The organism is Halolactibacillus sp. JCM 19043, from assembly GCF_001310395.1.
Lineage (GTDB): Bacteria > Bacillota > Bacilli > Bacillales > Amphibacillaceae > Halolactibacillus > Halolactibacillus miurensis.
The window spans coordinates 57,420-80,039 of sequence record NZ_BAXD01000007.1 but is presented as its reverse complement, the minus strand read 5'-3'; the positions used below and the strand labels follow the sequence as shown (position 1 = coordinate 80,039).

Genomic DNA, 22,620 nt, shown 5'->3' with positions numbered 1-22,620 from the left:
TTTATATCATTTAAAATTGTGAATGAATTAACTTATGCTTCTAGTATATACCCTGAACCAAAAAAATAAAGTGAATCTCCTCACATTTTTGAACTGTTATAGTCAATGTTCATAATTTGTTCAAATTTTATCGGGGTAAAGGATTCTGATAAAACAGATAAATATACATTTGATAAAACCTTGATAAATAAGGGTTTATCACTTTCAATACGAATAGTACAGCTACAAGGAAATTGTGACAGATAAATTCTGTATCAATCTGTTATAGTATGACTTACGCCTTATTGTATTACAGTGAAGCGCTTACATATACAAGGGTTTATTAACATTCTTAACATATTTGTTTATTTATTCTTTAAATTCATGATTGCATATGACTTTACTTCTTTTTCTAAACGTATCATTATATAGGATAGGAGGCGATTGAATTGAATAATTTTATTTATCATAACCCAACAAAGCTCATTTTTGGTGAAGACACTTTAACAGAATTACCAAAGTTATTAAACGGAAAAGGTAAAAATATTTTACTTGTGTATGGTGGCGGGAGTATAAAGAAAAATGGTTTATACGATAACGTCTTAGAACAATTAAAAGCGATTGATGCGCATGTGGTTGAATTAAGTGGCGTTGAGCCTAATCCACGACTAACAACTGTCAGAAAAGGTATTGAACTCGTCCATGCCCACGGTGTTGACTTTATTTTAGCGGTCGGTGGTGGGAGTACGATTGACTGCACGAAAGCGATTGCCGTTGGTGCTAAATCAGATGCAGATATTTGGGATATTATCACCCGAAAGAAAGCAGCTAAAGGGGCCGTACCATTTGGTACTATTCTAACACTCGCGGCGACGGGTTCAGAAATGAACGCCGGTTCCGTTATTACCAACTGGCAAACAAATGAAAAAGTCGGCTGGGGCAGCGCCTACAGTTACCCGGCATTTTCTATCCTTGATCCAAAGCATACGTTCTCGGTACCGAAAAACCAAACGATTTACGGTATGGTCGATATTATGTCGCATGCACTTGAACATTATTTCCACCATGAAACAACACCACTACAAGACCGCATGGTAGAAGGCATTTTAAAAACAGTGATTGAAACCGCACCAAAATTACTAGAAGACTTAGAAAATTATGAACACCGCCAAACCATTCTTTATGCGGGTACCATGGCGTTAAACGGGATGGTTAGCATGGGTTATAACGGCGACTGGGCCACACATAACTTAGAACATGCGGTGTCAGCGATTCATGATATTCCGCACGGTGGAGGCTAGCCATTTTATTCCCTCACTGGATGGAACACGTTCTAGACGCCGATATTCATCGTTTCAAGCAACTGGGACGACGCGTCTTCGACTTAGAACAAGGAACAGAATCTGATCGTGACTTTGCTTTACGTGCGATTCAAGCGTTACGTGATTTCTGGACATCGATTGGGGCACCATCAACACTTAAAGATTACGACATTGATGCCTCATCCATTGAAGATATGGCCGACAGAACCGTTCAACTAAGCGACACATTCGGCGGATTCAAATCACTTAACCGTGATGACGCTGTCGCCATTTATAACGCTAGCCTTTAATGAAAAACAGTTAAATACGTCTATTTAAAGGGAAAGCCCCCTTGTCAACCTAAACTGACAAGGGGCTTTTTGGTATATAAACATTTAAAAAGGGAAGCAGGAATTAACCTTTAAAGGCGTTACGGTATACTTCAGCAAGTTCAGTTACAAGTGGTAACTTAGGGTTAGCTGTTGTACATTGATCTTCGAAAGCTTTGTCTGCTAAGTAATCTACTCTAGCTTCAAAGTCTTTCTTCTCTACGCCGTTTTCACGGATAGACATTGGAATGTTAAGTTTTTTCGCTAAGTCATAGATTGCGTTGACTAAGCTTTCAACACCCTCTTCAGTTGTGTTCGCTTTTAGTCCTAAGTGTTTTGCGATTGCCGCATAACGCTCATCAGCGATAAAGTGCTGATATTTAGGGAATGAATTAAACTTAGACGGTTTTGTCGCGTTATAACGGATGACGTGCGGCATAAGGATAGCGTTCGCACGACCGTGAGCGATACCGAATTCAGCACCTAATTTGTGCGCTAAACTGTGGTTAATACCTAAGAACGCGTTCGCGAATGCCATACCTGCAAGTGTTGATGCGTTATGCATTTTCTCACGAGCAAATTCATTCGAACCATCTTTATATGCCATCGGTAAGTTTTCGAATACTAACTTAATCGCATGTAAAGCTAAACCATCTGTATAATCATTCGCTAACACTGATACATACGCTTCAATCGCGTGTGTTAACACATCCATACCTGTATCTGCTGTGACAACAGGTGGTACGGTCATAACAAATTCCGGATCGATAATCGCTACATCTGGTGTTAATTCATAATCAGCTAATGGGTACTTAATGTTATTTTCTTTATCGGTGATAACCGTAAATGATGTTACCTCAGAACCTGTACCTGATGTTGTTGGAATCGCGACAAATTTCGCTTTGTGTCCTAACTCAGGGAACTTGTACACACGCTTACGGATATCTAAGAATTTTTGTTTAATACCGTTAAAGTCAGTTGTTGGGTGTTCGTGGAATAACCACATACCTTTTGCGGCATCCATTGCTGAACCACCACCAAGAGCGATAATCACATCTGGTTGGAATTCATCCATTGCTTTTGCTCCGCGCATAACCGTATCTTTTGATGGATCCGGCTCTACATCAGAGAAGATTTCACAGTGGACATAGTCCGCACGCTTACGTAAGTGATATAACACTTTATCAACGTAACCAAGTTTCACCATCATTGGATCTGTTACGATAAACGCTTTAGAGATCTTCGGCATTTTCGCTAAATATTGTACAGAGTTTTTCTCAAAGTAGATTTTTGGTGGAACTTTGAACCATTGCATGTTGTTATTTCTGCGCGCCATTTTCTTCACGTTAATCAAGTTAGCTGCCCCCACGTTTGTTGATACTGAGTTACCACCATAAGAACCACAACCAAGTGTCAGTGATGGAATGTATGCATTGTAAATGTCACCAATCGCTCCTTGTGAAGATGGTGCATTCAAGATAATACGGCCCGCTTTCATACGGCTAGCAAACGCATCAACGATGTCTTGGTTATTTGAGTGGATAACAGCCGAGTGACCTAAACCACCAAACTCAAGCATTTCTTCCGCACGATCAATACCTTCTTCAGCACTATTTACTTTGTATGCTGCAAGCACTGGGCTTAATTTTTCACGAGATAGTGGATGATCTGGTCCCACACCTGTTAATTCAGCTACTAAGATTTTCGTGTCTTCAGGTACTTTAACGCCTGCCATTTCAGCAATCTTCACTGGTTTCATACCAACAATCGCTGGGTTAACCGCACACGTATCTTCATTAATGACTAACTTTTCAACTTTAGCTTTTTCAGCTGGCGTTAAGAAGTGGACTTTATTCGCAATCATTTCTTGTTTTACTTCATCATAAATTTCTTTATCAACGATCATCGCTTGTTCTGACGCACAAATCATACCGTTATCAAATGTCTTAGACATGATAAGATCATTTACCGCACGTTTTACGTCAACTGATTTTTCGATATAACAAGGCACGTTACCAGCACCTACACCTAGAGCTGGTTTACCAGAGCTATACGCTGACTTAACCATACCAGGACCACCTGTTGCTAAGATAGTTGCTACACCAGGGTGTTTCATTAACGCTTGTGTCCCTTCGATTGATGGTTTTTCAATCCATTGGATACAGTGTTCAGGCGCACCCGCTTTTACTGCTGCTTCATAAAGAATACGCGCAGCTTCAGAACTACATTTTTGAGCTGAAGGGTGGAACGCGAAGATGATTGGGTTACCTGTTTTAATTGAGATTAAAGATTTAAACATCGTTGTTGATGTTGGGTTTGTTACAGGTGTAACCCCAGCAACGACACCAATTGGTTCTGCAATATTCACAATGCCTTCATGTTCATTTTCATCGATCACACCGATTGTGCGATCATACTTAATGTTGTGGTAAACATACTCAGTTGCGAAGATGTTTTTGATAATCTTATCTTCATAAACACCGCGACCTGTTTCTTCAATAGCTAATTTTGCTAAATACATGTGCTTGTCTAATCCAGCAAGTGCCATTTCCTTGACGATGTGGTTGATTTGATCTTGGTCTAACTTCTTCATTTCTTTTAATGCTTTTTGTCCGTTTACTGCTAATTTGTCAATTGCCTCTGCGACAGTTGGCTCAGTTACTTCTGTGTTTTTCTTTTCTGCTTTTGTGACCATGTTAAAACCCTCCTAAGATTATATGTGAAATATTGAGCATTTAAACTCAAAAAAATTAAACAAAATTCATGACCGACGGGTTACGAGGAATCTTAATGAACGATACGTCATTAAACATGCGCGTGTTGTTTTTAATGACAACAACATGTTGATCGGTCCAAATAAAATTCGGGATGTCTTTACCATCTTCTAAGCTCATCGCTTGGAATCTGTCACCGACATGTTTCTCAAAACTCTCTTGCGTATAAAATTCAGCATCAGTACCAAAGTCTTTCCACTCTGTTAATATCATTTTATACCCCCCTCGTTCTTTCTGATTACATCATATCATCTGTATGCGCTTTCAAAACAATATAATTGTGACAGGTTTGTGAAATGTTTCACATTAAACGCTTACATAAAAGTAAAATAAGTATAAACATTGATATATCAACGTTTATAGTGATAAACAGTATATATAAAATAAAAAAATCAATAAAATACTGTCTTATTTTTAAGTAATATTTGAAGTAACACAGACTGTAAACGCTTAGATTTCATACTTTTTAAGTGAATTAATGAACAAAGTATCTCTATCATTACAAAAGACCATCTCTCAAGATTACAATATCTTTGATGCGACGGTCTATTTTGTCTAGCGAGTTTCATCTTTTTTTTCGTCCAGTTTCTTCCCTATGTAAGATAGGACAAAGGCTAAAAGCGATATCATCATCAACCAGTTTTCCGGTAATTTGTTGTCACTAAAAAGATTGTATAGTAAGACAATCAGAATAATTAACGCCAAAAGTCGAATTAACCTTTTCATGATCGATGCCTCCTGAAAACAATAGTTGTTAACACCTTACATTTTATCACAAATTAAATGGAACAAGTCGTTAATATCATGCTTTACTTTTTAAATAAGTACGGCCGTTCGTGTTGCCACATCATGTCTAATGGTAATTGAAAGAACGCGGACAAACTTTTTTCAGTCAGTAACACCTGTCTTTCACCTGATTGAAACACTTTCCCGTCTTTTAACATGAGTACATGAGTAAAGCCCGGCAAAATTTCATCTACGTGGTGAGTCACATACAATACCGTCGGCGGATTGTCTTTTTTCATAATCGACTCAACCGTCTCAAGCAACTGTTCTTTTGCGACAAAATCTAAACCTGTTGTTGGTTCATCTAAAATTAACAGCTTCGGGTTCCGCATTAAACTACGCGCAATCATCACCCGTTGCTTTTCTCCTTGTGATAACTTTTCATAAGCTTGATCGGCATAATGAAAGATACCAACGTCTCTGAGTAGTTGTTTTGCTTTTTGCCGCATTTGATCAGTTGGTGTTTCATAAAGTCCAATCGAACTAAACCCACCACTTAAAACAATCTGATAAGCGGTGTCTTCAACGTAAAACCGCTGCTTTAACGTTTGTGATACAAGACCGATGTCTTGCCGTAATGCTTCACCTAGTGGATCTTTACCAAATCGGCGACCTAATACTGTGACTTCGCCTGTGACCGGAAAGTGAAACGCACTTAACATATGAAGTAAAGCCGTTTTCCCCGCACCATTTAATCCGAGCACAACCCACTGCTCACCCGGTTTTACTTGCCAGTTAATATCATCTAAAATCCATGTCCCTTGTCGTAATAGACCGACGTGTTCTAATTTAATCATAATTGAGTCGCTCCTTTACCATATATGTCGTTAAAATCCATGTAAGTTTTTCACGCGCTACTTAACTAATATTAACATGCTTTAAGCGGTTTTCTTCTATATAATAAGAATCTATTACTTTAGGCGAACCGTTTCTTATTTTTTCACCGAAACATGTTATACTAAACATGAGGTGAGAACGATGTCAAAAAACATGGACGATTATCTACAAGAAGGCATTTACGGATCTAAACAAACGAAACCCGATGAACGCCGCTTATTTTTAGGTAGTTTAAGAGAACGCGCCGCTTTTGTCTTAACCCAAGAACAGGTGAGTCAACAAAAAGGAATACAAGCATTTGACGAAGCACTTAAAAAACATCACGATGTAGAGCTGTTATTTAATGCCCAGCACTCACTAAACACACTAAGCCCGTACCGCCGAATAGCCTTAAAACATGAAAAAAATTATACCATTATTGATGAAGACTCAAATAAACATGCTTATGGTATCGTCGTTGCCTATAATCATGCGGTAGACCTTGATGATATCTTTTACAAAGAAGCTACACCTGTACAAAAAGATAAAGAAGCACCAAAATCAAAACCATCTTTCTTTGATAAATTATTCGGAAAAAACTAAAGCCTAGCCGGAAGCGACTAGGCTTTTTATTAAGCGTGAACTGACGTTAATAATGCTGTCAATCGTTTCATTCCCTCTTCAATCAATTCTGGTGAACTATTGGTAAAGTTTAACCGCATGGTTGAGCGCTTTTTGTCATCCACATAGAACGGTTGTCCCGGTACAAAGGCAACGTCATTCTCAACAGCTATTGGTAACAAACTTTCCAGGTCCATATGTTCCGGTAACGTCACCCAGAAAAACATCCCGCCTTTTGGCTCTAAATAAGTGAGTCCTTCAATATCTGCCTCATCTAAGCAACGCTTCATCACCTCCATTCGCTCTTTGTACGTTGAACGAATCGTTTCAATATGTGCATCTAAGTCATAATCGTTCAGTAAATGTAAGAGTGCATGTTGACTAATTGAGTTAGTATGCAAATCGGCGGCTTGTTTTGCTTGCGCGATGAGACGAATGATTTGATGTGGGCCGGTAATCCAACCAAGACGCATCGCTGGTACTACGGTTTTAGAAATCGTACTCGTATAGACAACATATTCATTGCCCTTATCCATTGCCGCCAAGCTATTAGGCATGGAAGCTGGATCAAACTGAATATCGCCATAAGGATCGTCTTCCATAATCACGACATGGTACTGTTCAGCAAGCTTAAGTAACATCTCGCGGCGTGCTTGTGACCATACTTTTCCTTCCGGATTTGAGAAAGTTGGCACGACATAAATACATTTAGGCTTATATGCTTTAATCTTCTCTTCTAGATCGCTTTCAATCATACCATCTTCATCTGAATCAACAGGGATCACTTTCGTTTCATAAGAACTAAACACTTGAAGCGCCGCTAAATAGGTCGGATTCTCTGTTAAGATAATGTCTCCGGTGTTAAACATGACGCGAGAGAATAAATCAATCGCTTGTTGAGAACCTGATGTAATCAAAATATCATCAGGTTCCTTGTTGATACCTTTTTTTAACATTCGATTCGCTAATTGTGCTCTTAATTCTAGTAATCCTTCTGTTTCAGCATATTGTAGGGCTTTATTGCCTGAGGTAATCGCCTTATGAAAGGCGGCATCAACGGCAGCTACCGGAAAAAGTTCTTCATCTGGTAAACCTCCCGCAAAGGAGATCACATTCCCTTTATTTACTACTTTTAATATATCCCGTACCGCTGATGAACCGAAATAACGAACGCGATCAGCAAAACCATACTTCATTGTAGTCCCTTCTTTCTATTATCTATAGTGATGCTTGTTATTGTATCATTGCTATTAACCAAGAATGGCTCGATCATTATCCATATCGGTCCCACGAATCCGCTTAAACTCTTGGAGTAATTTTTCAATCGTTAACGCTTGTTTTTTCGCACCATCGATATCTAGAATAATCTGGCCCTTATCCATCATAATCAATCGATTCCCAAGGTCCAATGCTTGTTGCATGTTATGCGTGACCATTAACGTTGTCAAGTGCGTCTCTTTCACAATCTCACCGGTGAGATTGGTGATCAACTCCGCTCGCGACGGGTCAAGCGCGGCAGTGTGTTCATCTAGCAGTAAAATATCTGGTTGTGTAAAAGTTGCCATTAACAGTGATAACGCTTGGCGTTCACCACCTGATAGTAACCCCACTTTCGCAGATAATCGGTTTTCTAAACCTAAATGCAGCCGCTCTAATTCTTCTTTAAATAGAGCGCGCCGTTTTTTATTAGCTCCAGGTTTTAACGTTCTTGTTTTGTTACGAGCATAAGCAATGGCTAAGTTTTCTTCGATCGTCATTTTAGGTGATGTGCCTGCCATTGGGTCTTGGAAGACGCGCCCAATCTTTTTCGCTCGTTTATGTTCTTTTAACGTGGTCACATTTTGATTGTTTATTTCAATGATACCGACATCCGGAAAAAGCGCCCCTGAGATCATATTCATTAAGGTTGATTTGCCCGCACCATTACTACCAATAACCGTGACAAAATCACCGGGTTTTAATTCAAGTTGAATGTTTTGAAGCGCCTTTTTCTCATCTGGTGTCCCTTCATTAAAAGTAATCGATAAATTCTCTACTCGTAACATTACGCACCCCTCCTTACTTGTTGGTTTAATGCTTGTCGTTTCTTGCGCTTACGACTACTTTCTTTCACAGTTTCAACAACTTTTGGTACAACGAGGCTAATACGACGAGTAAGGCTGTGATTAACTTCGTATCACCGTTATCTAAAAAGTCAGACCGGATGGCTAACGTGATAACGATACGGTAAATCACGGCACCAACAACAACCGCAAGCGTCGTCCGACCGATTGTCTTTGTGCCAATGATTGATTCACCGATAATGACTGAGGCCAGACCGATGACGATCATCCCAATCCCCATATTTAAATCAGAAAAGCCGGTAAACTGAGCATACAACCCACCAGCTAAAGCGACAAGGCCGTTTGAAACGCCTAGTCCTAACACTTTTAAGTGATCGGTATTGGCTGAGAAACTACGAATCATTTGTTCATTGTCTCCAATTGCCCGAAGCGCCAAACCAACTTCTGTCTTCAAGAAATAATCCGTAATGAATTTAATGATAAAGGTCACAATAAGCATAATTAAAAGGGCGGAATATGTTGAAGGAAGATTTTCTATCCCTAAAGCCGTTAACCCTTGATCGAATGCTCGATCAATACCAAGTGACTCAAAGATTGAGCGCAATTGTGTAAAAAAGGTCTCTTGATTTAGGAGCGGAATGTTCGATTGCCCCATAATGCGCAAGTTAATCGAATAGAGTGCCGTCATCATTAAAATACCTGAGAGGAGCGGATTGACTTTACCTTTTGTGTTCAGTAATCCCGTTATACTACCTGCTAAAAAACCTGCCAATAATGCTGCTAAAATCGCAAGACCCGTCGGCATACCGTTCACAATCAGTAAAGCTGAAACAGCAGCCCCTGTCACAAAACTACCATCCACAGTTAAATCAGGAAAATCTAAAATTCTAAACGATAAGTAGACACCTAGAGCCATAATCGCAAAAATGATACCTGATTCTACCGCATTAAACATTGAAATAAACATAAGAACTCCCCTTCATGATAAGAAAAATCGACTAAACACAACGATAAGCTTGTTTAGTCGACCGTTCTTTTATCTTTTATTCAGTGGCCGCTTCTTCGTCCCAAGCGTCTTGCCATGTAATATTTTGTTCTGTTGCCGCGTCTTTATTAATAAATAATTGCATTTCCGGCGGGTATTCAACCGCAATCTCATTTGGTTGTTTGTCACCGGTTAAAATATCCGCGGCCATTTCACCTGAACGGTAACCGATCGTATAATAATCAATGCCATATGTCGCAAAACCACCACGCGCAAGTGAATCTGGTTCACCGACAATCAGTGGGATATCTTGTTCATTCGCCACGCCAACCACACTCTCTAGCGCTGATACGACCGTATTATCTGTCACAATATAAAACACATCTGCTTCACCGACTAAAGACGTCGCTGCTTGTTGCACTTCAGCCGACGTTGATACTGTACGCTCAACAATAGAAAGACTTGTTCCTTCTGCTGCTTTTTTAACCGATTCGATTTGTACAACAGAGTTTTGTTCACCCGTGTTATAAATCATACCAATCGTCGCACCTTCAAAATATTGATCAATAAACTGTATCGTGTTTATAACCGCATCCGGATGCATATCGACAACACCCGTAATATTCTCCCCTGGTTCATCCATAGTCGATACAAGTCCTGCACTGACCGCATCAGTGACTGACGTAAAGACAATGGGAATATCTTTTGTCGCTTGTAAAGCTGTTAAAGCACTTGGTGTCGCATTCGCAAAAATCAAATCGACTTGATCTGAACTAAAACTTTGCGCGATCGTTAACGCATTCGTTTGATCCGCTTGCGCACTTTGAAAGTCGTACTCTACATCTAATCCTTTATCTGAAAGAGCTTGTTTAAACCCTTCAAATGCCGCATCAAGCGATGGGTGTTCAACAAACTGACTCGCACCAATCGTATACGTTTTATCTGTTTCTTGTTCACTATCTGCATTTGCTTCTTCTTCTGTGCTACCACAGGCTGTTAAACTGATAGCAATAATAAGTACCATCATTATGCCTAACCATTTCTTCATGTTTTGTCTCCCCTTTTATTGTGTCTCTATTTTAAATTTTCAGAATATATGACGATTATTATAACACAAACTTCTTTATTAGGGTATAGCGTTTTTTAAATAATCTAAAAATTCCGTTTACATATGCTGACATATTTTAATACTACCCAAATAAGTTCAACATAAAAAAACGGAAAAGGGGATGGTAAACACCAAAAAATAAAACACACAAGTACGGGTCACTTGTGTGTTCATGATCTATTCTTGATTTGTTTCCACTGGCAACTCAGGATGACTAATCCAGTCACTAAAACTACCAGGATAAAGTTTCACGTTTTTATACCCGAGTGACTTTAAAGCGAGATAGTTCATACAGGCCGATACACCCGATCCGCATGAAAGAATGATTTCTTCGTCTTTATTTAAATCTTTAAACACCTCTTCAAGTTCAGCGGTTGATTTAAACGTTCCGTCACTGTTTAAAACTTGCTGCCAATCAAAGCATTTTGCCCCTGGAATATGTCCTTTTTTATGATAGAGCGGCTCCGTCTGGCCGAGGTAACGCTCTAAACTACGAGCATCCGTTAAGGTAATGTTAAAATCATCTTTATGTTCAATCACATAATCAATATCAACAATCAGTTCATCATTTCTCACGAATGGCGTTGATGACATTGGTTTTCGCTTAACGACAGAAGTCACAGGATAACCAAGTGCCTTCCACCGATCAAAACCACCATTAAGTACTCTCACCGTTGGATGTTGATAATGATCCAATAACCAGTAAAGCCTTGCAGCAAACATCGCATTCCCTTGATCATATATGACAACCTTCGTCTCAGGTGTAATGCCAATTGACCGTAATTTATCCGTAAAGGTTGTTTCATCAGGCAGCGGATGATTCCCCCCATGTTTTTTCGGCACGCTTGATAAGTCTTTATTCAAATCGAAATAAACAGCCCCTGGAATATGTGATGATTCATATAACTGTTGCCCTTTTGTTTGATCCATCAACTCAAAACGGGTATCAATAATCGTATAGTCATCAATCGACTCAAGCAAGGTTTCTGGCTCAATTAAAAACGACATCTATAAAACCTCCAATGTACGAAACTTATTAATTCTAAAGATAATCCTGATCTCGGATATAATTAACAGAACAATAAAGATCAAGGCGACAATGCCTGTCACGATATTTGGTAGAAGGAGTGTCACCATATTTAAGCCAAAGCTCACACCAAAAATAAGTTGATAGCTTCTTTTTAAATTGTCAACACCATCTTTAAAATCTTGATACTGAAGCGCTTGTGCACGATTATGTAACAGTTTTAATATTTCTAGCACAACAAGGAAATGGATGATACTAATGGCACCCCAGCTAAGTGAGGCAACTATACTCGTCGGATTATAACGAAGAAAGGCATCCACAAAGACGAGAATAGCGCCTAAGACAGGAAAAACAATCCGCAAATCGGTCCCTTCCGTTTGATTGTACTCATGCAAACTATATGCGATGAGCCCATATCCTATACTATCAATTAATAAGTCAAAATCATTAATCTCAATATCAAATAAGATAATGATGTAACTAATGATGAGTGTCGTTAATATTTTTTTCATATACAACCTCTTTCCGAACATGCTTTTTTATATCAACGTGACGCCTTAATCGATTATGACACGACTAGATTGTTTTAAATCATTAATCGTTTGATGTCCTAAACCAAACATCGCCATTTTAAGCTCGAGTTCTCGAATGGCCATCGTTTCCATAACCGCTTCAACAGAATCCGTTGCTTCCTTAAGTATACCACGCGCATAACCAACCAGATCGGCACCTAGTCCTAACGCTTTAACCGCATCCACGCCCGTACGCATACCACCTGATGCAAACACAGGTTGATTGGTATTTGCTCGAACGGCGCGTAAACTTTCTACCGTCGGGATCCCCCAACTCGTAAATGCTTCAGCTGCTTGTTTTTTGACTGGGTCTTGTGAGCGTAACTTTTCTACTTGTGACCAACTCGTCCCACCAGCACCGGCAACATCAATAAATTGAATCCCAATGTCTGTTAGTTGCTTAGCAAGAGCCCCGTCAATCCCGAAACCAACTTCTTTCACGCCCACAGGAACATCAACGGCTTTGACTAGCGATTCAATCTTCGGTAATAGTGATTCAAAGTTTGTGTCTCCTCCGGTTTGAATTAATTCTTGAATAGAATTAAGGTGAAGCACAAGTGCCGTTGCTTCTGTCTCATCGATAATGGTTTGACACATCTTTTCAGTAAAGCCATAGTTAAGTTGCACCGCACCTAAGTTAGCGATAATCGGAATCGTCGGTGCGAAGGGACGGACTTTAAAAGATTGCCTAAATTGTTCATCTTCAATCAAGGCGCGAGTAGACCCAAGCGCAAACACCCAACCACGGACTTCACAAGCACGGGCTAAATGTTCATTAATACTTCCCGCAAGTGCTGCACCACCTGTCATCGAGCTGATCAAGAACGGGGTTTGTATGGATTGGTTAAATAAAGATGTCTCTAATGACACGTCCGCAAAATTTATTTCTGGTAGCGCGTTGTGAATCAGGCGGACGCTTTCAAATCCAGTCGTAATCCCTTCACCTAGTACCTCATCTGTTAAACACCATTTAATATGTTCTGCTTTTCGTTGGTGAATTGATTCTGTCATACACCATTGCCTCCCTCTCTAGCTCTGACCTTTCTCTTTTTAGGTTACTGATTGATTTGATTAAACAAAGTAAGCTTACGTTTATCTGTCACAATCGCTCGCTTGTTAAATACTTGATAATTATTTTCTTTAACAACTTGAATAATCTCACGGTAGTAACGGGCCGCTAATTTTAACGTAAAGGCACTTTTTTTCGGGTACTGATCAATATACGCGATACCTTCTGTAAACCAGCGGTCCGCTTGGTCGGTTAAATCATCAATCACTGCCTTAAACTGCGCATTGACTTCTTGATTATGAAACATCGTTAATGTATAACCATGCCGATCAAACACTTCAAGTGGAAGATAGCGCCGGTTTAGGGTTATATCCTGCCCCACATCGCGAATAATATTAACAATCTGCATCCCTTTACCTAATTGTATGCCTGCCTTTATTAACACATCACTTGGGTTTGGATGAAGGATGGGGATTAACATTTCTCCCACGCTGCCTGCCACCCGGTAACAATAATCCTCAAGTGCTGCCATTGTGTCATATTCTGTCTGTTTAAAATCTAATAATTGACCACTCATTTGGATATAGTATGGTTCTTTCGTAAGCGGAAACGCTTGAAAAGCCCAGCGCAGCGCTGGCCAAATAAAATGTCCTTCTGCACTATCTAGCTGGTCAAAGTGGGCACTTATCTCATCAATCGTATAAAAGGACGCTTCGGGTTCATCGACCGCATCATCAATTAAACGACAAAATGCATAAACAACGTAGACCGCTTCTCGTTCTTTTCTCGGTAAAAATTTAAACGCGTGATAAAAACTCGATGACCCTTGCTTCATCATTGCTTTCGCTTGTTCACGTAAATCTTTCGATAAATACATGCCCTACTCTCCTCTTTCTATTGCTTCTTTCAACAATTTCGCTCCTTGCATCACAATCGGGACGCCGCCACCAGGATGGACACTTGCGCCCACCGCATACAAACCTTTAATGGTTGGGTGAACAATTTGGGGCCTAAAAGCACCTGATTGAGATAATAACGGACTCACACCAAAACTTCCCCCTAAATATAAACCATCGCGTTCAGCATCACGTGGGGTTCTGATCTTTTTCCACTCAATATGCTTCGTTAAATCTTCATATGCTGTTTCTTCTAACCACCGTAGTTGATCATCAACAAATGCATGAAGTTCTTCCTCCGTTGGATTAATGGCGGTTGGCACAGGTATGAGAATATACAACGTACTCCCCTTACTATTCGTGTCTTCAACCGCGGTAGGGTTAAATACATATAGGGACGGATCTGTCGGTAACGTCTGTTTAGACGTGACACTTTCCATGTAGCGACTAAAGTCATGTGACATTAAAAATTGGTGGGTGAGTTGGTTCGTGTATTGTTTAGATAAACCTAAATAAACCATGACACAACCACTCGATGGTTTTAACGGACGATCCAACACTTTATGACCGTCAATCAACCCTTCTATCGTTGGATAATCTCCGTTATACACTACTTTATCATAAAACTCAGGGCCGTCGGAAGAAATCAGTCCTTTTATCTGATTATTTTCGACAATTATCTTCTCAACCGGTGTTTGTTTCTTAATCGTGACACCTAGTTCGTGTAAGTACGCTTCTAATTTAGGAATGAGCGAATAATACCCACCTTTCACGTACCACACACCAAAAGCGTGTTCACTATATGAAATCAACCCGTATAACGCGGGTACTTGATGGGGCGCACCACCAATATACAGTGTTTGTAAGCTATACGCGTCCCTAAGACGCTGATCTTTGAAGTACCTGGATAAATAGTCAGTTACGGTCCGGTATGATTTTGACTTTAAAACAAACTTTAAATTGGTCAATGATAAAAAGTCTCGTTTTGATTGAAAATCTCTTGACAGAAAAGCATCGACACCAAAGTAATAAACATCTTCCATTTCTTTTAGATAACGTTCAAAACCATCACCATATCCTGGAAATTTGGCTTCGATTTCGGCTTTTGTTTTCTCTTGATTACGATACTTTCGAAAAGTTGTCCCATCTTTAAAATGAATATCATACACAGGGTCAATCGAGATTAGTTCATACTGATCTTCTTCAAAGCCAACATCATTAAAAATGTCTTTTAACAACTCCGGCAATAAGACAATCGTTGGACCTTGATCGATTTCAAAGTCCCCATTACGTTCATATGTTAGCCGACCACCTAACCGATCAGATTTTTCATAAAGTGTCACCTCATAACCTAAACGTCTTAAATATAAACTAGCGGTGATACCACCGATACCACCGCCAACAATCGCAATATGCTTCATCTGTTGCGACAAGTAAACCTTTTTACTTGTCTCCCTCCTTTTTATATGTCCTTCATTGATTGAATGAAAAAGCGAGACTTTCGCCTCGCTTTTCCTATTAACTATTCACTTTGGCCATGATTGCTAGGGTTAACGCTTGTCTCTTATGACATATTGTTCATCTAATAGGCGCGCGCTAATAAGTGCTGATTGATAAATCGTTGGTAAGCCGCTACCTGGATGCGTGCCACCACCGACTAAAAAGACGTGATCGACATCGTCAAACTTATTATGCGGACGGAAATACATCATCTGTGACAAGTTATGTGCTAAATTAAACGTCGCACCTTTATACACGTTATAGTCATCTTGCCAGTCTTGTGGTGTAATCATTTTTTCTACTTCTATATGGTTACGTAAACCTTTTAGTGCCGGTTCTTGTTCTAAGCGATGTAACACTTTTTCTCGTAAAACAGGGGCTTCTTTCTCCCAATCAATATCCGCTTCTAAATTCGGCACTGGAACTAAGACGTATAGCGACGATTTCCCTTCGGGAGCGAGTGTCGGATCAAGCTTAGACGGATTATGAACGTAAATGGAATCATCATCTGAGAGCGCCCCACCCGAGGTGACATTCTTCACGTTTTGTTCATAATCATCCGCAAATAAGATTAAATGATGCGGTAAATCAAGCGGCTTGTCTACACCTAAATACAACATAAAGGTTGATAACGATACGCCTTTTTTATCCACTTTCTCTTTTTTGTATCGTTTTAAGTGTTTTTGATTAAAGAGCTGCGTCACGGCATAGCCAAAATCAGCATTAATCACGACATCATCTGAATACTTTTTCTCTCCAGTACTTAGTTCAACCCCTACCGCTTTTTTATTTTCTACCAACACCTGTTTAACAGGGGTATTTAAATGAATCTTCCTCCAAGCTCTCTTACGACATCAGCCATCACTTCCGATACTTGACTCACGCCACCGGCAGGATGGAACAGTCCACCTGAGTGTTCTAAATAAGACAACATAGTGAACGTTCCTGGACAATCCCAGGCAGACATACCTAAATATTTTGATTGGAATGAAAAAGCCCATTTTAAACGCTCATCATCAAAATACTTCGATAAGCAGCTATAGACTGTCTCAAAAGCGTCTAAGTGCGGTAATGCCCGCAAAGCTTCTTTTGATGTATAGTCGGTCAATGATCCGAATGGTTTTCTTAACAAATCACTAACTACCTCAAATTTTTTACTCTCGCGCTTTAAAAAGCGCCAGTAACCTTCTCCGTTACCTGGAAATAACCGTTCAATCTCCTCATACGTTCGCTCATGATTTCGACTCGGTTTAAATGCAACTTGTCCAAATTTCAATGTATACAATGGATCAATTTCAGTCATCTTAATATAATCACTAATCTCACGGCCGCTTTCATGGAAAACTTCCTCTAAAACAGATGGCATCATATAGAAGGTCGGACCTAAATCAAAATGATACTCACCTACTGTTAAACGTGACGTTCGTCCACCTACACGCGCGGCTTTCTCATACACATCGACTTGGTAACCTTTATGTAGTAACTGCATCGCAATGGCTAGACCACCCGGCCCTGCGCCAATCACACTGACGGATTGATTTAACATGAGCTCTCGCACCTTCCTCTTAACTGTTCATGTATTTGTCGTGACTTTTCTTTACAATCATTATATAATACTTGTATAACTTTTGTATAGAATTATACTTTATTTTGTCGAATCTTATCCTTTTTGATTAAAAAAGTTTAAAAAGATGGATCGTTTCCGTCTAAGATCATGACAAACGAATGGGGATTTTGTATACTTTTTAATAGAAAAAGGGGTGGAGCTATGTACGGTATTAAACGTATCGCAGAACTAACAGGCGTTTCTCCTATCACACTTCGCGCGTGGGAGAATCGTTACGGCGTTATTTTACCTGACCGGACAGACGGTGGGACTCGGGTTTATACCGATGAACATTTAGAAGATTTAAAGTGGGTCATTAGACAAAAAGAAACGAACCACTTAACGATCGGACAAGCGATGCAAGCGCTTGAAGATAAACGTCAACATATTAAGAAAGCACAAATATCAAAAGAAGACTATCCGCGCTTTATCGATGGGTTATTTCTGTTACTCAAACACCATCAACTAGATGAAGCCAGTAGTTACGTCGAAGAACTCAAAGAATTAATTGAAATCGACATTCTGTTTCATCACATTTTTATTCCTATCTTAATACGGGTAGGGAATGAGTGGGAAAGTGGTGATTTATCTGTCGCAGAAGAACATTATATGAGTCACTTTATTCAACAACAAATCGCCCATTACTTTTACCATTATGATGTTAAATCAAAACGAGCAACAGCCGTCGCTTTTTGTCCAATTGATGAAATGCATCAAATCGGCTTACTGTTATTCTCTATTTTCTTAAAACAACACGGCATCGATGTTTTATTTATCGGTGAAGCAACGCCACTTAAAGATGTGAAAGACATGATCGCTGACAATGATATTAGTTTAGCAGCCTTCTCTCTAACAACATCAAAAGAACTTGATTCTGTGATTGACTTTTTAGATGCATTAAATAAGGACTTCCCTAACGTCAAGTTCGCCATTGGTGGACAACAAGCACCAGAACTACCCAAGCGTTTTCACCCTTATTTGATCAGTCCTGACCCAGTTGATTGGGCAGCATGGGTGATGAATACAATGGCATAATTTTATTCCCGACACAAATTAACATCACTAAGACACCTAATCGTTCTTAGTGATGTTTTGTTATGAACGGATTACGTCATTAAGACAGCTTTACGTTAGATTTAATCACCTTATACGTCTAACCACTTTTACTATGAGGGCTAACAGAAAAGCGGGCGCGATGAATGCGAAGAAACAAAAAAATGAAGCGTGACTTAAGTGGTGCTCTACTTCATTTCACGATGAATTCGTGCTACACTAATGAAAAAGACTTTGGAGGAATGACTAGTATGAAAGCCGCTTTATTGAATCGCTTTATCTCTTACGTGAAAATAGATACCCAATCAGACGAATCAAATGATACGTGTCCCTCAACAGATAAGCAATGGACCTTACTCAAACAATTAAAACAAGAACTCATCGAACTTGGAATGGAAGACGTGACACTGGATGACTACGGTTACTTATTCGCGACGTTAAAAGGGAATACCGCAGATACTGTGCCAACCGTTGGATTTTTAGCCCATGTCGATACGGCAACAGACTTCACTGGGACAAATGTGAACCCACGAGTCATTGATGACTATCAAGGAACTGACATTGTGCTAAACGAAGCTAAACACATTGTGATGAAAACAAAACACTATCCTCAACTGCATAATTACCTCGATCACACCTTGATTACAACCGACGGGACGACACTGCTTGGTGCGGATAATAAAGCTGGCGTGGCTGAAATCATGACTGCCATGGATTACTTAATCAACCATCCTGAAATCCCGCACGGCGATATTAGTATTGGTTTTACACCCGATGAAGAGATTGGCCGCGGGCCACATAAGTTTGATGTGAAAGCTTTCCATGCTGATTTCGCTTATACTGTTGACGGTGGACCTATCGGCGAGTTGCAGTACGAGAGTTTTAATGCCGCTTATGCTAAAGTCCGCTTTTTTGGTAATAACGTCCATCCAGGAACAGCTAAAAATAAGATGGTCCATGCGACAAAGATGGCGATGGCCTTTCATGACCGGTTACCAAAAGACGAGGCGCCTGAATTTACTGAAGGCTATGAAGGTTTTTATCACCTTTTATCGATGTCAGGCGATGTGGAACAGGCTGAACTTTATTATATTGTTCGCGATCATGACACGGATCAATTTAACAGTCGTAAAGATCGGTTGAACAAGATGGTGCTAGAATTTAAACAAAAATATGGCGATGCGCGATTGAGATAGAGATGGGCGATCAGTATTACAATATGAAAAATAAAATCGTTGAAAAAATGGCCATTGTCGATGTGGCGAGCGAAGCGATGAGGTCACTCAATATTGAACCCATTATTGAACCGATTCGCGGAGGGCAGATGGGGCACAACTTTCTTACATGGGATTACCTACCCCTAATATTTTCACCGGCGGCGAGAACTTCCATGGCAAGTTTGAATTTGCATCACTGGATGACATGACAAAATCTGTTCAAACCATTTGTAAAATCGTAGAATTGATTACTGACTATCATAAAGCGGGTAAATTATGATTGCACAAATCCAAAGATTTATCAAAGCTCATCGCTCTTTAGTCTTCTTAGCTCTTAGCTTTATCACGTTGTATCTTGCTGGCGCTCTTTTTATCGAACTCGCCGAGGAAGTTTTAGAAGGTGAAGGATTTTATATCGACCGCTTAATCGAAGACGCGCTTGTTTTAGAGGAAAGTCAGGGGCTCTATACGTTCTATAGCTGGGTCACTGAACTCGGTTCTGCCTGGTTTCTTATCGTTGCCTCACTTGTGACGGTGTTAGTATTAGTGAAGTTTTATCAACAGCGCTTTCTTGTGACGCTATTTCTCATTAATATGGCCGGAACGTCTGGATTAACACTTTTATTAAAGCAATTTTTCGGTCGTGACCGACCGAATGTCATTGAAGCGTTAGACGGCATTGGTTATAGTTTTCCAAGTGGCCATGCGACAGGCGCGATGGCTTTTTATGGCTTTCTCATCTTTCTCGTCGTTATTAGTCATCAAACACGTACCATCAAGATTTCGCTCAGCATCTTGTTAAGTATGATTATCATTAACGTCATGATGAGTCGCGTATTCTTGCACGTTCACTACTTTACTGATGTGGTCGCTGGTGCTACGCTTAGCTTTATTTGGCTTGGTGTATCCATTCTTAGTATTCTCTATATCTGGCGGAGAAAAAGAATCTAGTCACGTGATAACTTTTTAATTCAGTCATACCCTTAATTTTTAACAGATGTTAAATACGACAAAGCCACAAGCGATGCTTCCATCACTTGTGGCTTTGTCTAACATTAACGCTATATTGATGTTCTTTTCACATTAACTTTCTACCGTTGATCTTTCGTTTCACTGGTCATTTAAAGAAAAATCATCTCATTTACAGTACATAGTTAATTAAAAACCAAAGAATCCCAAAGAAAATGACAAGATAGGCGCCATACTTAATAATGGCAACACCTACTTTACTTGAATCGGTTTTCTTCTCATGTTTTGTTACTTCTACATCTTTATTTTCAGTCATTGTTTATACTCCTTTTTATACGTTTTAGTTAATTAACAATTCCCTCCAACATATAAGAGATAAACCTATCTTTATGCTTTTACCTAAAAATAAGACTTTCGTACATTATACCTCTGAGTCTTCTTCACTAAGAAAATAATCAATTTGACGATCAAGCGCTTGAATTCTTGCGAGTGCTTTTTCATGACTAATTTTACGATAATGATGATTGCCACCGACTTCTTCTACTTTCGTATCCGCTTCATGAACAAGCTGTTGTAATGGCGTTAAATTCAATTCACCTTCTGGTAAATAAGAATCTGTATGCAGCAGAATGGCTAACGCAATCGATTTGGCTTTTTTACGATCCTCACCTAAGCGAATGAGCAGTTTATGTGCTCTTTCTGCCCCTTTAATCGCATGAATATCATTTTCTTTATATAAATCATAGTCCCACTTGCCGTCACGATACCATTCATAATGACCGATATCATGTAAAAATCCAGCTTTCGTCGCTAGATCCGGATCAACCCCAAAATCTTCAGCAATCTCTAGGGCGACTTCTGCAACATCAATGGCATGAGCATACCAGAGCGGTTAACATATTTTTGAACAATATGATGATGATATAATTCTTCAAGCGTAACGTGTCGCAATTAAATCGCCCCCCTTATTTTTTTCTTACTAACCTAGCATGATTTTCACAAAGAATCAAGTTAGTTATCCATTCCCACTTGATAGCATCGGCAAACTAGAGGGGGACTTATACAAGTCCGGTCTGTTAAAAGAAAAACGCTTATCCTGAAATAGGATAAACGTTTTGGTATTACTGATATTCGAGTAAATGTTGATAAAGCGCCCCATAGATATTTGATTGACTTCTATAGTGACACGTCGTTAACTTAGGTTTGGCTACGTGATGAGGATTGCGTGTTAATATCTCATCGATTGCTTTTCTTAATCGATCCAAAAAGAGCGGTTGTACACTAATGCCCCCACCAATCGCAAAAATTTCAGGATCAAGCACGTATTGTAGATTAATGATTTGGGCCGCTAAATGATGACAGAAGCGATCAAAGATGGTGAGCGCTTCTAAGTTCCCTTCATTTAAATATCGAAACACACCTTCACCATCTTGCGGCTCTAATCCTATCACATCAGCAATAGCCTTTACCGTTAATGAGGCTGAACATGTTTCACCGACAAAAGTTGCTTTCTTCGTCTCAACATCATAATGATCCATCACATAACTTGCTTCACCCGCTTCTAAATGCGCCCCGCGGTAGAGGGAACCATTTATAATGACGCCTCCCCCAACACCAGTACCAATCACAAGTACCACACTATTAAGATGGTCCTTAACACTTCCTTGCCAAAGTTCAGCTAAAGCGGCACATTTTGCGTCATTTTCAATAGAGACAGGTACATGTAAAGCTTTCGACACGTGTTCTTTCATGTTGACTTCGTGTAGATATGTGAGGGCACCGCCGTGATAAATAATCCCTGAATCAACATCGATTGTACCTGGACAACTAATCGCCACGCCTTTTAGATCACTAAAATCTTTCGCTACGGTCACCATCTTATCAATCAATGTCAAAGCATCGACGTAAGGTGTTTCAAATTTACCTGATGTTTTAACATCACCCGTCTGACTAACAAATGCATACTTGACAAAAGTTCCTCCAATATCATAGACCATATACATCTTTCT

General features: G+C 39.7%; 17 protein-coding genes and 5 pseudogenes. 5 read left to right on the top strand and 17 right to left on the bottom strand.

What is annotated here, in order from left to right; all coding sequences use genetic code 11:
- Positions 1 to 428 precede the first annotated feature (428 nt).
- Positions 429 to 1,591 (top strand): annotated as a pseudogene (locus JCM19043_RS05865) (iron-containing alcohol dehydrogenase).
- 103 nt (positions 1,592 to 1,694) lie between these two features.
- Here JCM19043_RS05865 and adhE read toward each other — a convergent pair.
- The 4 genes from adhE to JCM19043_RS05850 form a co-directional block, all read right to left on the bottom strand.
- Positions 1,695 to 4,304, bottom strand: coding sequence for a bifunctional acetaldehyde-CoA/alcohol dehydrogenase (gene adhE, locus JCM19043_RS05860; RefSeq protein ID WP_062320817.1), 2,610 nt, complete (start codon positions 4,302 to 4,304; stop codon positions 1,695 to 1,697).
- A gap of 55 nt (positions 4,305 to 4,359) precedes the next feature.
- Positions 4,360 to 4,596 carry a hypothetical protein gene (locus JCM19043_RS05855; protein ID WP_062320815.1) on the bottom strand — a complete coding sequence of 79 codons (237 nt, stop codon included), beginning with the start codon at positions 4,594 to 4,596 and terminating at the stop codon, positions 4,360 to 4,362.
- A 342-nt stretch (positions 4,597 to 4,938) separates the two neighbouring features.
- Positions 4,939 to 5,109, bottom strand: a complete 171-nt coding sequence (locus tag JCM19043_RS16315; protein ID WP_156321348.1) for a hypothetical protein — start codon at positions 5,107 to 5,109, stop codon at positions 4,939 to 4,941.
- 83 nt (positions 5,110 to 5,192) lie between these two features.
- Entirely contained in the window at positions 5,193 to 5,969 is a 777-nt protein-coding gene (locus JCM19043_RS05850) for an ABC transporter ATP-binding protein (protein WP_062320813.1), read from the bottom strand.
- A gap of 178 nt (positions 5,970 to 6,147) precedes the next feature.
- Here JCM19043_RS05850 and JCM19043_RS05845 point away from each other — a divergent pair, with 178 nt between their 5' ends.
- On the top strand, positions 6,148 to 6,588 hold the full coding sequence (locus JCM19043_RS05845; protein ID WP_062320809.1) for a YueI family protein: 441 nt from the start codon (positions 6,148 to 6,150) through the stop codon (positions 6,586 to 6,588).
- Positions 6,589 to 6,617: 29 nt separating this feature from the next.
- Here JCM19043_RS05845 and JCM19043_RS05840 read toward each other — a convergent pair whose 3' ends face one another.
- The 10 genes and pseudogenes from JCM19043_RS05840 to JCM19043_RS05795 all read right to left on the bottom strand — a co-directional run.
- Positions 6,618 to 7,802 (bottom strand): PLP-dependent aminotransferase family protein, encoded by a 1,185-nt coding sequence (locus JCM19043_RS05840; RefSeq protein ID WP_062320807.1) that lies wholly within the window; start codon positions 7,800 to 7,802, stop codon positions 6,618 to 6,620.
- Positions 7,803 to 7,856: 54 nt separating this feature from the next.
- Positions 7,857 to 8,651: an ABC transporter ATP-binding protein gene (locus JCM19043_RS05835; protein ID WP_062320805.1), complete on the bottom strand. Its 795-nt coding sequence runs from the start codon at positions 8,649 to 8,651 to the stop codon at positions 7,857 to 7,859.
- Positions 8,651 to 9,636: pseudogene (locus JCM19043_RS05830) on the bottom strand (ABC transporter permease). Before JCM19043_RS05830 ends, JCM19043_RS05835 begins: the two are co-directional and overlap by 1 nt.
- 76 nt (positions 9,637 to 9,712) lie before the next feature.
- Positions 9,713 to 10,702 carry an ABC transporter substrate-binding protein gene (locus JCM19043_RS05825; RefSeq protein WP_062320802.1) on the bottom strand — a complete coding sequence of 330 codons (990 nt, stop codon included), beginning with the start codon at positions 10,700 to 10,702 and terminating at the stop codon, positions 9,713 to 9,715.
- 237 nt (positions 10,703 to 10,939) lie between these two features.
- Positions 10,940 to 11,770: a sulfurtransferase gene (locus JCM19043_RS05820; protein ID WP_062320800.1), complete on the bottom strand. Its 831-nt coding sequence runs from the start codon at positions 11,768 to 11,770 to the stop codon at positions 10,940 to 10,942.
- On the bottom strand, positions 11,771 to 12,301 hold the full coding sequence (locus JCM19043_RS05815) for a hypothetical protein (protein WP_062320798.1): 531 nt from the start codon (positions 12,299 to 12,301) through the stop codon (positions 11,771 to 11,773).
- Between the two features lie 45 nt (positions 12,302 to 12,346).
- Complete coding sequence (gene fni, locus JCM19043_RS05810) at positions 12,347 to 13,372, bottom strand: type 2 isopentenyl-diphosphate Delta-isomerase (protein WP_062320797.1); 1,026 nt, start codon at positions 13,370 to 13,372, stop codon at positions 12,347 to 12,349.
- Between the two features lie 44 nt (positions 13,373 to 13,416).
- Positions 13,417 to 14,247, bottom strand: a complete 831-nt coding sequence (locus JCM19043_RS05805; protein WP_062320795.1) for a phytoene/squalene synthase family protein — start codon at positions 14,245 to 14,247, stop codon at positions 13,417 to 13,419.
- 3 nt (positions 14,248 to 14,250) lie between these two features.
- Positions 14,251 to 15,687: an NAD(P)/FAD-dependent oxidoreductase gene (locus JCM19043_RS05800; RefSeq protein WP_062320793.1), complete on the bottom strand. Its 1,437-nt coding sequence runs from the start codon at positions 15,685 to 15,687 to the stop codon at positions 14,251 to 14,253.
- 132 nt (positions 15,688 to 15,819) lie between these two features.
- Positions 15,820 to 17,237: pseudogene (locus JCM19043_RS05795) on the bottom strand (phytoene desaturase family protein); the annotation flags it as partial.
- Between the two features lie 297 nt (positions 17,238 to 17,534).
- Here JCM19043_RS05795 and JCM19043_RS05790 point away from each other — a divergent pair.
- The 3 genes and pseudogenes from JCM19043_RS05790 (at position 17,535) to JCM19043_RS05780 (ending at position 20,593) form a co-directional block, all read left to right on the top strand.
- Positions 17,535 to 18,407 (top strand): MerR family transcriptional regulator, encoded by an 873-nt coding sequence (locus tag JCM19043_RS05790; RefSeq protein ID WP_062320790.1) that lies wholly within the window; start codon positions 17,535 to 17,537, stop codon positions 18,405 to 18,407.
- 269 nt (positions 18,408 to 18,676) lie between these two features.
- A pseudogene (gene pepT, locus JCM19043_RS05785) lies at positions 18,677 to 19,922 on the top strand (peptidase T).
- Positions 19,919 to 20,593, top strand: coding sequence for a phosphatase PAP2 family protein (locus tag JCM19043_RS05780; protein ID WP_062320788.1), 675 nt, complete (start codon positions 19,919 to 19,921; stop codon positions 20,591 to 20,593). Before pepT ends, JCM19043_RS05780 begins: the two are co-directional and overlap by 4 nt.
- Before the next feature lie 190 nt (positions 20,594 to 20,783).
- Here the strand turns inward: JCM19043_RS05780 and JCM19043_RS16755 are convergent, their stop codons facing one another.
- The 3 genes and pseudogenes from JCM19043_RS16755 to JCM19043_RS05770 all read right to left on the bottom strand — a co-directional run bounded on the left by JCM19043_RS16755 (position 20,784) and on the right by JCM19043_RS05770 (position 22,614).
- Positions 20,784 to 20,927 (bottom strand): hypothetical protein, encoded by a 144-nt coding sequence (locus JCM19043_RS16755; RefSeq protein WP_177220700.1) that lies wholly within the window; start codon positions 20,925 to 20,927, stop codon positions 20,784 to 20,786.
- A gap of 105 nt (positions 20,928 to 21,032) precedes the next feature.
- A pseudogene (locus tag JCM19043_RS05775) lies at positions 21,033 to 21,562 on the bottom strand (HD domain-containing protein).
- 170 nt (positions 21,563 to 21,732) lie between these two features.
- Positions 21,733 to 22,614, bottom strand: a complete 882-nt coding sequence (locus JCM19043_RS05770; RefSeq protein WP_062320786.1) for an ROK family protein — start codon at positions 22,612 to 22,614, stop codon at positions 21,733 to 21,735.
- Positions 22,615 to 22,620: the final 6 nt, after the last annotated feature.